Genomic DNA, 12,551 nt, shown 5'->3' with positions numbered 1-12,551 from the left:
CCCGCGACAATGGCCACAGGCGGGTGCCGGCGCCGCCGGAGAGGATGACTGGATAAATTTTCATGCGCTGACTTTCTCTTTCAATTTCTCGGTTTCGTTCTCGTTCTGGCCATCGGTTTCAGGACGTCCCGAGCGGCGGCGGTCGCGCGCATTGAGCCACTCCCGCGAGGAATACTCGGAAGCATGCTTCATCTCGCCCTTGCGGTCGACACTGTAGTCCTTGAAAACGATCATTTCATGCAATGTTACATCATGCAACACCCGTGTGTATTCAAACAACACGCTACGCACCACTTCCGCGCCTTCGCAGATATGGCTGCCGTGTCCGATCCAGGTCGGGCCGACGATGCGCGAGCCGGCTTCGATCTTGACGTTCGAGCCGATATAGACCGGTCCTTCGATGGTGGTGCCTTCCCAGTTGATGCTGGTGTTCAGGCCGGTCCAGACGCCCGGTTCGATCTGGATGCCCGGCACGTCCATGTGGTTGACTTCGCCGGTCAGCACGGTCTGCAGCACTTCCCAGTAGTCGCTCATGGTGCCGATGTCGAGCCAGTTGAAGGGGCGGCCCTGGGCGTAGAACGGCAGGCCGCGCTCGGCCAGCAGCGGGAACAGTTCGGAACCGATGTCGAAGGCCACGCCCGACGGGATCAGGTCGATCACTTCCGGTTCGAAGATATAGATGCCGGTGGAGATGAAATTGGATTTGGCTTCGTCTTCGCTCGGCTTTTCCTGGAACTCGGTGATGCGGCCTTCGGCGTCGGTGACGACGACGCCATAGGACGAGACTTTGTCCCACGGCACTTCCTTGGTGATGACGGTGGCCATCGCGCCCTTGCGGCGGTGCTCGAGCAGGGCCGCTTTCAGGTCGAGGTCGATCAGGGCGTCGCCGCACAGCACGATGGTGGTGTCGTCGAAGAAGCCGCCGAATTCCTGGATCTTCTTCATGCCGCCGGCCGAGCCGATCGGCTCGGGCACGACTTCGCCGTCGTCCTTGATATAGCCTTCGAAGGAATAGCCGATCTGGACGCCGAACTGCTCGCCTTCGCCGAAGTATTCTTCGATTTTTTCGTGCAGCCAGCTGACGTTGACCATGATTTCGGTCACGCCATGCTTCTTGAGGTGTTCGACCAGGTAAGCCATCACGGGCTTGCCCAGCAGGGGAATCATCGGTTTTGGCAGGTCGTAGGTGAGCGGGCGTACGCGCGTGCCCTTGCCTGCTGCGAGAATCATGGCTTTCATGGGACTGTCCTTTGAATTATTTGGCTGTGGTTTGATAGCGCCAGACGTCGGCGCACATTTGAGCGACATCGCGCTCGGCAGTCCAGCCCAGCTCATCGAGGGCCTTGGCCGGGTCGGCGTAGCACTTGGCCACGTCGCCCGGGCGGCGATCGACGATCTGGAAGGCGATCGGGCGCCCGCAGGCGGCCTCGAAGGCGCGCACCATTTCCAGCACGCTGTTGCCGCGGCCAGTGCCGAGGTTATAGGTCAGGATGCCCGCGCCCTTGGCCAGGCGATCCAGGGTCTTGACGTGGCCGATCGCCAGGTCGACCACGTGGATGTAGTCGCGCAGGCCGGTGCCGTCCGGGGTCGGGTAGTCGCCGCCGAAGACGGAGAGCTTCTCGCGCTGGCCGTTGGCGACCTGGGCGATGTAGGGAACGAGGTTGTTCGGGATGCCGTTCGGCTCTTCGCCGATCAGGCCGCTTTCGTGGGCGCCGACCGGGTTGAAATAGCGCAGCAGCGCGATGCGCCAGTCGGGCTCGGCCTTGGCCAGGTCGCGCAGGATGTCTTCGATCATCAGCTTGCTGCGGCCGTAGGGATTGGTGGCGGACAAGGGGAAATCTTCGCGGATCGGCACCGAGGCCGGATCGCCGTAGACGGTGGCCGAGGACGAGAACACCAGCGACTTGACGCCGAACTTGGCCATCGTCTCGAACAGGATGACGCTGCCGTTGACGTTGTTGTCGTAGTAGCGCAGCGGCTGGGCCACCGATTCGCCGACCGCCTTCAGGCCGGCGAAATGGATCACCGCGTCGACCTTGTGGGCGCCGAACACGCGCTCGAGGGCGGCGCGGTCGCGGATGTCGGCCTCTTCGAAGACGAAGGTCTTGCCCGAGATCTTCTGCACGCGTTCCTGCACCGACGCGACGGCGTTGGACAGGTTGTCGACCACCACCACCTCGTGGCCCGCTTGCTGCAGCTCGACCACGGTATGCGAACCGATGTAGCCCATGCCGCCAGTAACCAGAATCTTCATGTCGTGTCGCTCTCTGTGATATGTAATAGGTATTAATCAGGTGCCTGTGAGTGCTGCAGCGAATCACAGCATGTTCAGGCCTTGCACGGTGCGGCGCGCCTGCCCGAGGGCGGGCGCGTGGCCGATGCGTTTCTTGTTCGACTGCGGCCTTCGTGCTGCCGCCCTAGCCCTGCTTGACCTGCCTGCCCTTGAGGGCTTCCTTGATGAACAGGCGAATAAAGGCCATGTCCTCGATGAAGTAGCGCCGGAACATCCGACGCGGCTCCTGCAAGAACCGGTAGAACCATTCCAGCCCGGCGCGCTGCATCCACCTGGGGGCCCGCTTGACCTTGCCGATGGCGACGTCGAAGGTGCCGCCCACGCCCATCGCGAAGGGAATCCGCATGTGGGCCTGGTACTGGCCGAGGAACTCTTCCTTCTTCGGCGAGCTGATCGCCACGAACAGCAGGTCGGCCCGGCTGGCCCGGATCTGCTCGGCGACAGCCGCTTCTTCTTCCTCGCCCTTCCAGTAGCCGTTGCGGTAGCCGGCCAGCATCAGGCCCGGATACTTGCGGCCATAGGTCTCGGCCACCTTGCTCACGACTTCCTCGCGCGCGCCCAGCAGGAACACGCGCCAGCCCTTCTCGCCCGCCCGCGCCATCAGCGCCTCGAACAGGTCGACCCCGGCGACCCGCTCCTTGAGCGGCTTGCCCAGCAGGCGCGAAGCCCACACCACGGGCATGCCGTCCACGTTCACCAGCGCGCATTCGTTGATGATCCGCTGCAGGCCTGGATCGCGGCTGGCCTTGACCAGCTTGTCCACGTTGACCACCACGTGCTGGTGGGGCAGACCGGTCGCGATGAAGCCTTCGACCTTGCCCAGCGTCTCTTCCATTGTCAGGTTGTCGACCTGGCAGCCCATCAGCGTGATGCGTTCAGTCATGCGTGCTCCTTTACTAAACCTGCTGCAATTCCTTCGCGAGGATGGCCACGATGCGTTCGGCCGCCCGGCCGTCCCACAGGTGCGGGCGGCGGCCCTGCTTGCCCTGCCCTGCCAGCACCTTGCGCGCCTCGCGCACGATGGCGGCCGGATCGGTGCCGGCCAGTACGTTCGAGCCTTCGTCGACCGTGACCGGCCGCTCGGTGTTCTCGCGGATCGTCACGCAGGGCACGCCCAGCGCGGTGGTTTCTTCCTGCAGGCCGCCGCTGTCGGTGAGCACCACGGCCGCGTCCTTCCACAGGTTCAGGAAAGCCATATAGGCTTGCGGCCCGGCCAGGGTGACGTTCGGGCCCAGGTCGATGCCGAATTTCTCGATGTTGGCGCGGGTGCGCGGGTGGACCGGGAAGATCAGCGGCAGCGCCTGCGCGATCTCTTTCAACGCCCCCGCGATGCGGGCAAAGGCGGCCGGCTCGTCGACATTGCTGGGACGGTGCAGGGTCACCACGCCGTAGCGCCCGCCGCCAGCCTGCCGCGCCGCCTTGTAGGCGCTGGTCTCGAAGCCGGAAGTGTCGGTACGGCCGAGCTTGTCCGCCTGGTAGAGCACGTTGTCGACCATCACGTGGCCGACATAATGGATGGCCGAGGCCGGCTTGCCCTCGCGCTCCAGGTGCCCGACCGCAGCCGGCTCGGTGGCAAAGAACCAGTCGGAAATCGCATCGGTGACGAGGCGGTTGATTTCTTCCGGCATCGACATGTCGCCGCTGCGCAGGCCGGCCTCGACGTGGGCCACGGGGATGCACAGCTTCTTGGCCACGATCGAGCAGGCCAGCGTGGAATTGACGTCGCCCACCACCAGCACCGCGGCCGGGCGCTCGGCCGTGCACAATTCTTCGAAGCCGACCATGATCTTGCCGGTCTGCTGGGCATGGCTGCCGCCGCCGGCGGCCATGAACACGTCAGGCTGCGGAATGCCGAGCTCGTCGAAGAAAACGTCGTTCATGTCACGGTCGTAGTGCTGCCCGGTGTGCACGATCTTGAAGCTCAGCTGCGACTGGGCCTGCAGCGCACGCACGATCGGCGCGATCTTCATAAAGTTCGGGCGGGCGCCGGCGACCAGGTAGATCAACATGGGAACATTTCCACTAGTTAAAAATTTGTTAATGCAAGAACGTTATTGTAAACCTGCATTCGACCGGGACGGCGGACGATACAGTCGTGATCCGCAGCACTTCGCAGGGCCGCTTCGATTCGTAGGTGCGCGAATACCAGCCCAGCGGCGGATTCTCGGCGCCGCGCACCAGTTCGAGCTGCAGGTCGGCGCCGCTGGCCTGCATCTGCAGCACGAAACGCTTGCCGCGCACCGACAGGCCCTGGCTGGTCAGGCGCACGTCGAGCTCCGGGGCGAAATGCCAGAACAGCTCGACCTTGTGCGGCTTGCGCGCCGATACCTCGTCGCGCACGACCAGGGTGTTGGTCGGGCCGTCGAAGCGCACGCTGCGCAGGTGGCGCACCGGGTCGGACAGCCGGGCATAGCCGTCGTGCGAGCCACGGAACTCGAATTCGTGCGGCGAAGTCGGCATGCGCTCGATGCGGGCGGCGGCCTTGCGCAGCCACATGAAGCGCCCGCCGCTGACGGACTGGTCCTGCCCATCGATGCGCACGGTGTTGTGGGCGGAGGTGCCACGGAAATAGTCGCGCCACTTCTGCTCCTGCCAGTACGAGAAGGTGCCGGGATCGACCAGGCATTCCTCGCCGGCCACCGACAGCACCAGCGACAGCGCATCGGCATGGCCGTGGGCGGCGATGCCGAGGTAGCCAAGCGGGCCGCAATCGAGCATGCCCTTGATCTCGCTCGCTTCGCCGAAGTGGTTTCCGAACAACAGGTAGCCGCCGTCAGGGAAGGCCCAGCTGGTCGCAACCTCGTGCGGATCGCAATCCGGCCGGGTGCCGGGCAGCGCATGCAGCAGCCAGCGCACGCCGGGATGATGGTCGGCCTGGGCCCCGAACACGGTGTCGCCCAGGGCCAGGAGCTGGCCGGCGCGGTCCATGCCGGAGGCGTCGAGCCGGAACACGCAGCCGTCGTCGGCGTCGCCCACGGCCGGCACGTTGCCGCCCACGTCGCGTACCGAGCGCAGGAAGCGCAGCGCGCGCTGCAGCGCGGCCCAGTAGGTGCGCGGGAAAGGATTGCGGCTGGCCTGGCCGAACAGGCCGGCCACGAACAGGAATTCGCTCGAGAACACGTGGTAGGCAAAGGCCTGCTCGCGGTTGACGCCGTCGCGCGAGAACTGCGCCACCGCTTCATGTTCGAGCTCGCGCCGCGCCTGGGCGCACCACTCGGCGGACTCTCTCCAGCACGGCCAGGTGCTGGCGCCCACGTACAGCCCGGCCAGTTCGCCGATCAGGTGGTTGTTGGCCGAGGAGTGGCGCGACAGATGGCGCGCGATGCCGCGGCAATGGGCGTGGATGCTGTCCAGCCAGTCGGCGCGCAGCTTCTGGCCCGATTCGCCGGCGAACAGCAGGCTGGCTTCGCCACCCACCAGTTGCCACAGCAGGCTCCAGTTGATCAGGCGGATGCCCAGCTCCAGCGAACTGGTCCAGTTGGGGCCGGTCAGCGGCGGGCATTGGTCCAGCCAGCTGCGCAGCTGCTGCTCGAGCGCATGCAGCCAGCGCACGTCGCCGCTGACCGACCAGGCCTGGGCCAGGCGCACGAGGTGCAGGTGGCGGTTCAGTTCCCACACGTGCTTGATGTCGCCGACCTGCTCGCGCCTGGTGATGGCGATGTCGCCGGCATAGACGGAGGGACCGGTGACGCCGGTTTCGGGATCGCGGTTCCAGGCGGTGGGCACGCCGACGTCGAAGCGGCGCTCGGCGAACAGCACCACGTGGCCGGCGCAGATGCGTTCGGCATCGAGCAGCAGGGCTTCGATTTCACGGGCGTCGAGCGCGGGGGCGCCGTGCACGGGCAGGGTCAGCGCGCGCGGCAGCGGCGCGGGTGCGGTGCGGCCGGCCATGCGCCGCCCCATGCGCGTGGTCGCTGCCTGGCGCACGCGGTAGCCCAGTTCGGCCACCGACATGCAGCGCAGCCGGTTGACCAGCCACCCTATCCTTACAGTTGCATTCATCGATCCCCCCGGCTCGCGCCCATGGCACGCAGTTGTTCGTAGACTGACGAAATCCGTCCGATCACCACGCCGGACTCGAATTGTTCTTGTATGGTGGCGCGCGCCTGCTGTCCCAGGCGCTGCCTTTCCTCATCGTCCCCCAGCAGGCGTCCCAGGGCCGCCGCCAGTGCCCCCACATCGCCCGGCTGCACCAGGATGCCGTTCTCGCCGTCGCGCACCGCGTCCGGGATGCCGCCCACGCCGGTGACCACGATCGCCTTGCCGGCCGCCATGGCCTCCAGCATCGCCATCGGCAAGCCCTCGGCATGCGAAGGCAGGCAGAAGATCGCGGCACGCTCCAGTTCCTGCGCCTTCTGCACGGCGTCGACCCAGCCCAGTTCGGTGACCCGGTCGGCCACCTTCAGTGCTTCGGCGCGGCGCCGCAATTCGGGCAAGGCGCCCTGCCCGCCCACGGCCAGCTGGACGTGGGGAAAGCGTTCGCGCAGCAGCGCCACTGCTTCCACCAGCTCGAAAATCCCCTTGCGCGGCTCGACCTGGCCGAGGAAGAGGATGCGTCCGGGCTCGGCCTGCAAGCTCGCGGGCGGCGGCAGCGGCACCGAATTCGGGACGACCACCACCTGCGCCGCAGGCGCGAATCCGCGCAGGAAACCGGCCCAGCGGGTCGATAGGGCAATCACGACCGAACTGCGCTCCAGCGTGTGGCGGATCCAGCGGCGCATCAAGGGACTGGCGCCCGCAATGAAATCGTCGAAGCAGGCGCCGTGCAGGTGGAACACTGTTTTACATCCTGCCGCGCGGCCCAGCGCCAGCAGCACCGACTTGCGCACGAAACTGCCTTTCGAGGCGGCGTGCACGTGCATGACCTGCGGGCGCTGGCCTGGGGCGCGCGCCAGGCAAGCCAGCGTGCCCGCCAGGCCCTTGAGCGCGGCACGTATCTTGACCAGCCGCGAGCCTTCCGTATGGGTCGGCAGGTAGCACACGCCTTCGCGCTCGAACAGGCCGCTTTGGCGCAACAGCGAGACCACCGTGGCCACGCCGCCGCGTCCGCCGGGCTCGGTGCCGAGCATCAGCACCCGCGGCGCCTGCTTCACGCCCTCCACCATGCTGCCAAGAGTTTGCGCAATAGAAATTGTTTTGAATAGTACAACAGTGTTGTCTCCCGGAAGCGCACGATTCAATGTCAGGCGCATAACACAATGAGGACAGCCTTATTTCCGTTCGGGCAAGATTTTTGTGTACGTTTCTGCAACTATCTGGCCGAGAATAGCATAGGTCCGATGCTGCCGAACGTACGGCGGACCACGTTGCGCCAGGGTGGCGGCCAGTTCCGGGTCATCGAGCAGGCGCCGCACGGCGGCGGCAAAGGGCGCCGCCTGCATCGGCGCGCACAGCCCCGCCCTGCTTTCTTCGATGACCAGCTGCTGGTCGGGGATGTCGTTGGCGACGCTGGGGATGCCCAGCGCCAGGTATTCGACCAGCTTGGTGGGCGAGGACACGTCGAACAGCGTGCCGCGCGGGATCGGCGACAGGCCGACCTCGGCCCGCACCGCGTAGCCGAGCGCGGCGGGCTGGGACAGCCAGCCGGTCAGCAGCACGTGCTTGTCCAATTCCCGGCGCGCGATCTCGGCGCGCATCCAGGCCATCTCGTCGTCCGAGGCGGCGTCGCCGGCGATCACCAGGAGGATGTCGGGGACCTCGTGCATGAGTTGGCCGACGACGTCGAGCAGGAAGCCGGAGTCGCGCGCCCGGGCGATACGGCCCAGGTAGATGACCACGCGCCGGCCCTCCAGGCGCGGGTCGGTGCTGGGCGCGACCGCAGCGCGGTCGAACAAGGCGGCGTCCACGCCCATCGGCACCGCCGTCATGCGCGCGCGCTCGAGACCCTGGGCTGCCAGCCAGGCCGCCATGGCTTCGCTCTGCACGAAGATGTGGCGCGCACCGGGCAGCACCAGGCGGTAGATCACGAAGCGCGAGGCGCGGGCGCGCACGGCATGGGCGAACCAGGTTAGGCGCCGCCCGCGCTGCCTGAATTCGTCTCGCCGCACCTCGAAGCCTTCCACGATCGGGAAGGACATCCAGTACACAAAAGGAACGCCCAGCATGGCCGCGGCGATCCGGCCCAGCAGGCCGGAGGCGATCTTGTCGCGCACCTGGATGCAGTCGGGGCGCACGCGGCGTTGCGCCTGCAGCAGCCCGCGCAGGTCCCACAGCGGCGAGAGCACGCTGGCAAAGCGCGAGCGCAGGCTGCCGACCGCATGCATGCCGCCGGCCGCCCAGGGCCCCGCCGGGCGGTCGCCGCCGGCCTGCCCCACGATCTCGCTATGCACGCCGTAGCGCGGCATCTCCTCGCCGAACAGGGTCAGCACGTCGGCGCGGGCCGGCGGCAAGGGGTCGCGGATGATGTAGGCGATCGACAGCGGTGTGCGCATGCGGGCTCGTTCCGGTAGGACAGGCCAGCCGATTCTAGCCCAGCTGTCGCCCTGCACGGTTCGGCCGCGTTCGCGGAATGTGCGATGCAGCACATCCGCGCAGAAAAACCCTCCTGCACGGCGGCGTTCGTGTTGTCGAAAAAATATTTCGCATTTTGTGCATCCGTTCGCCAGCCCCCACGCGTAGTGTAGGTGCCGGATCGAAGCCGCACCGGCTGCTTGCATTGCCGCACATTCGGCTAGCGCCGGGCAATGCCTCCCGCGTTTCAATGAAAACCCAGCCGCTGCGCTCACCGTCGAGCGGCGTATCGAGGAGAGTCACCATGAAGCAACCCGCTGTGCTGGCACTTGCCGCCATCCTTGCCGCCCTGTCGGCAGGTCCCGCCGTGTCGGCCGACAAGGCCCCAGCCGAAAAAGCCCGTCCCGCCTGCCTGGACGACAAGCGCGAAGGCGGTCCGCTCGCGGTGATCGGGCTGACCGCCGACATGCAGCTGGTCTGCTTCCGCGAGAAGCATCCGGACAAGGCCCGCGCCATCGCCAGCGTCAGCGGCCTGATGCGTGGTGACGTGCTGGTGGGGATCGACTACCGCGTCCAGGACGGCGGCCTGTATGGCGTCAGCCGCAGCGGCGGCGTGTACCGGATCGATGCGGGCACCGCGGTGGCGACCCGTGTCAGCAGCCTGACGGTACCGCTCGAGGGCAATGCGTTCGGCGTCGACTTCAATCCCGCCGCCGACCGCCTGCGCATCGTCAGCGACACCGGGCAGAACCTGCGCCACAACATCAACCCCGGCGGCACCACGGTCGCCGACGATCCGCTGGACTATCCACCGGCGACGCCGGCCAATGCGGTCGGGCCGAACGCGCTCATGGTGACCGGCTCGGCGTACACCAATAACGACTTGTCGGCCACGACGGCCACCACGCTGTATGCGCTCGACACCATGCTGGACCAGGTCGCCCTGCAGTCGCCGCCGAACGACGGCACCCTGGCCGCGACCGGCAAGCTGGGCGTGGATGCGGCCGGCGACACCGGCTTCGACATCTACAGCAGCGTGCGCAACGGGGTGACGGTCGAGGTGCAGGCGCTGGCCTCGCTGGCGGGCGCGGATGGCAAAAGCAGCCTGTTCAGTATCGACCTGCCGACCGGCAAGGCGACCTTGCGCGGCATGTTCCCGGCGCAGTACCGGGTGATCGGGATCGCCATCCCGCTGGAGCAATAGCAAGGGCGCTGTCTCCGCAAGCGGCGCTGGGCGTCTTCCACACGTAACAGGTATAGCGCCATAGCAAGAAAAAACCCGCAGCATCTGCTGCGGGTTTTTTGCCCTGACAGGCGCGTCGCGCCGGCTGGGTGCTCAGTTCAGCGTCACGGTCTGGCCATCCACCGTCACGGTGCGCACCGAACCCGAGCTGCCCATGGTCACGCTTGGCTTCTTGCAGCCGACGTCGAGCAGCACGAGGTATTCGGCGGTCGCGTTGGCTTCGCCCTTGAGGTAGAAGGCGCCATGGTCTTCGATCACATTGGCCTTGGCGCCCGGGCCGATCCACTTGGCAAAGGTCGCCGCCGTGTTCAGCGAACGCACGCACAGGGTCTGGGTGCCGGCCGCCACCTTGACGTTGAGGGCATTCTCGACCGTCATGATGGCCGGGGTGTGCATGTTCCACTCGTAGGTGCGGGCCACGGTGCTCGACAGGCGGTCGCGCACCAGCACCGCATTGCCGGCGCCGCGCAGGTGCCAGACCTGGCGCTTGGCCATGGTCAGCTGGCCACCGTAGGCCGGGGTCGCATCGCCTTCCGTGTAGTCGTAGGTCGGCTGGGCGGTGAACGCGGTGATCTTCCCGTTGCGCTGCAGCTGCTCGCGGTAGCCGTTGACCAGCTGGCCCTTGCCGCCGTCGAAGGTGATCGCATTCTGCGAGCGGGTCTGGTGGTACCAGTCGCTCCAGTACGGCGAGCCGTACCAGTCGTACCAGCCGGCCTTGACCAGCAGCGGCTGGCCGGCGCTCGACAGCAGCAGGCCGTTCTGGTCGCCGTGGCTGTGGTTGAACGAGCCGTAAGGGCTGGACTTGAAGAAGGTCGAGATGCGCTGGGTCGAGGCCAGGTCGCTGTGCATCGCCACCCAGCCGATGCTCGGGTAATAGGCCGAGTTCGACGGGGCCTGGTAGATCGTGGTGTCCTTCACCGGCAGCGGGTACTGGGCCGACAGCAGCGACATCGCGTCTTCCATGCCGGTGGTGTTCTTCACGAACCAGGCCGCGCGCGGGGACCACATGCGCGAGGCAAAGGCGCGGAACACGCGGGCGTCCGGCTTGGTTTCGGACGCGTCGCCGAAGGCGTGCACGCGCGAGCCGGGCGGGATGAATTCCATCGCGAAGTCGAGGAAGCCGAGCGTCCATGGCTTGCCGAAGAAGTTCACGCCGCTGGCGTGCGAGAGCGGGTCCCACAGCGCCAGCAGGTAGGCGGCCGAGTATTCGGCGTAGGCCGTGCCGTTGGCATAGCCGCCTTCCGGGCCGCTCCATGGATTCGGGCTCAGTGCATAGGCGCGGAACGAGAAGTCGAACCACTTCTGCGCTTCCGGGATGTCGCCCAGCGACAGGCTCGAGATCAGGACCAGGAAGACCAGGCTGGTGTTGCCGTGCGAATCGAAGGGGAACTGGTCCAGGCGGCCATTGTCGCCGGCCAGGTTGTCGTACATGACAGTGGTGCGGGCCTTGACCGATGCCAGCCAGCGCGCCTTGCGGGTGGCGTCGAGCGCGCCGGCCAGCGAATCGATGCCCTTGATCAGGCCCCAGGCGATCTGGCGCGTGGCCTGGTCCTGGTTGACATAGCTGGTCGGGCCGTTCGGGTCGAGGGCAGCCAGTTCGTCGCCGCGCTTGAGCGCTTCGGTCAGGTAGACGGCTTCGCCCTTGATGCGGTACATCAGCGCCGCCGCTTCCAGCTGGCGGGTCGCTTCGTTGATGCGCTGGCGCACGTCGGTCTGCTGGGCGGCCATGGCGGCGGTCAGCGGGCTGGTGATCACGATCGACCAGCGCGAGTCCGACAGCGCGGGCACGGCCGTGATCTGGGCCTTGACTTCATTGCCCAGGCGGCTCAGGTAGGACTCGAGGTCGGCCTTCTTGGCCAGGCTCCAGGTCGAGAACGGGGTCACCGAGGCCGGCAGCGAACGCGGGCGCGCCTTGGACAGGATGCGGTTGCGCACGGTGGCGTTGTCGGGCACTTCGAACACCGTCGACTTGCTGGTGATCGAGAAAGTGCGCGGGTTCGACCAGTCGGTGGTGCCGACCGGGCGCACACGCCAGGTGTAGTTGCCCAGGGCCAGGGCCTTGGTCGGCAAGTGCCAGTTGCGCTCGACCACCACCTTGGTCGGCGTGCCGCCGACCGGGGTGATTTCGAGTTCGTAGCTGGCCGGGCCGGTGACATGGCGCGACCAGGTAAAGCCCGGCGGATTCTGGGCTTGCACCTGGTTCATTTCGGGCTTGGCCTGGATGACCAGCGGGTCGTTCGACTGGACCCAGTCGGCGCGGGCGCTGACGCTCGCGAACAGCGAGGCGCATGCAGCGGCCCAGACGAGGCTCTTCCGGTGAAATTGCATTGTGGGTACTCCGAGAAAAATATCTGAAGTTCTTGCGCCGCGCCGGCAGGGCCGGTTGGCTTGGGAACGCTTGCCTGTTGTTAGCTGCAGCGGCTTACTTATGGGATTTATAGTATCCCAAAGTAAGTTGAACGCTGGCAAATTCCCCAAAGAAAACACATATTTTTATCTTGCTTTGCAGAAATCCCACGACAAAATTTCAACTTTTACCAAACAATATTTGCAGGCATTTAACGG

Annotated in this window: 10 protein-coding genes; 1 reads left to right on the top strand and 9 read right to left on the bottom strand. The window is 66.2% G+C overall.

Annotated elements, in window-relative coordinates; translation table 11 throughout:
- From AC3XQU_RS22425 to AC3XQU_RS22390, 8 genes are all read right to left on the bottom strand, one after another.
- The coding region (locus AC3XQU_RS22425; protein WP_489874904.1) for a sugar phosphate nucleotidyltransferase at positions 1-64 on the bottom strand (64 nt) is incomplete at its 3' end.
- Positions 61-1,239, bottom strand: a complete 1,179-nt coding sequence (locus tag AC3XQU_RS22420) for a nucleotidyltransferase family protein (protein ID WP_489876379.1) — start codon at positions 1,237-1,239, stop codon at positions 61-63. The genes AC3XQU_RS22425 and AC3XQU_RS22420, both read right to left, overlap by 4 nt.
- 16 nt (positions 1,240-1,255) lie before the next feature.
- Positions 1,256-2,254: a UDP-glucose 4-epimerase GalE gene (galE, locus tag AC3XQU_RS22415; RefSeq protein WP_489876378.1), complete on the bottom strand. Its 999-nt coding sequence runs from the start codon at positions 2,252-2,254 to the stop codon at positions 1,256-1,258.
- A gap of 163 nt (positions 2,255-2,417) precedes the next feature.
- Positions 2,418-3,176, bottom strand: coding sequence for a WecB/TagA/CpsF family glycosyltransferase (locus AC3XQU_RS22410; RefSeq protein WP_489876377.1), 759 nt, complete (start codon positions 3,174-3,176; stop codon positions 2,418-2,420).
- A gap of 13 nt (positions 3,177-3,189) precedes the next feature.
- Positions 3,190-4,302, bottom strand: a complete 1,113-nt coding sequence (gene wecB / locus AC3XQU_RS22405) for a non-hydrolyzing UDP-N-acetylglucosamine 2-epimerase (RefSeq protein WP_489876376.1) — start codon at positions 4,300-4,302, stop codon at positions 3,190-3,192.
- A gap of 28 nt (positions 4,303-4,330) precedes the next feature.
- On the bottom strand, positions 4,331-6,295 hold the full coding sequence (locus AC3XQU_RS22400; protein WP_489876375.1) for a heparinase II/III family protein: 1,965 nt from the start codon (positions 6,293-6,295) through the stop codon (positions 4,331-4,333).
- Complete coding sequence (locus AC3XQU_RS22395) at positions 6,292-7,398, bottom strand: glycosyltransferase (protein WP_489876374.1); 1,107 nt, start codon at positions 7,396-7,398, stop codon at positions 6,292-6,294. Before AC3XQU_RS22395 ends, AC3XQU_RS22400 begins: the two co-directional genes overlap by 4 nt.
- 105 nt (positions 7,399-7,503) lie before the next feature.
- On the bottom strand, positions 7,504-8,724 hold the full coding sequence (locus tag AC3XQU_RS22390; RefSeq protein ID WP_489876373.1) for a glycosyltransferase: 1,221 nt from the start codon (positions 8,722-8,724) through the stop codon (positions 7,504-7,506).
- Between the two features lie 323 nt (positions 8,725-9,047).
- On the opposite strand from AC3XQU_RS22390, the gene AC3XQU_RS22385 reads away from it, so the two are divergent.
- Positions 9,048-9,947, top strand: coding sequence for a DUF4394 domain-containing protein (locus tag AC3XQU_RS22385; protein WP_489876372.1), 900 nt, complete (start codon positions 9,048-9,050; stop codon positions 9,945-9,947).
- A 132-nt stretch (positions 9,948-10,079) separates the two neighbouring features.
- Here AC3XQU_RS22385 and AC3XQU_RS22380 read toward each other — a convergent pair whose 3' ends face one another.
- Positions 10,080-12,314, bottom strand: a complete 2,235-nt coding sequence (locus AC3XQU_RS22380) for a heparinase II/III domain-containing protein (RefSeq protein WP_489876371.1) — start codon at positions 12,312-12,314, stop codon at positions 10,080-10,082.
- Positions 12,315-12,551: the final 237 nt, after the last annotated feature.

The sequence above is a fragment of the Telluria sp. AZSoR62 genome (genome assembly GCF_058111565.1).
The sequence above is the reverse complement of the archived record's forward strand: the minus strand, read 5'-3'. Positions and strand labels throughout refer to the sequence as shown.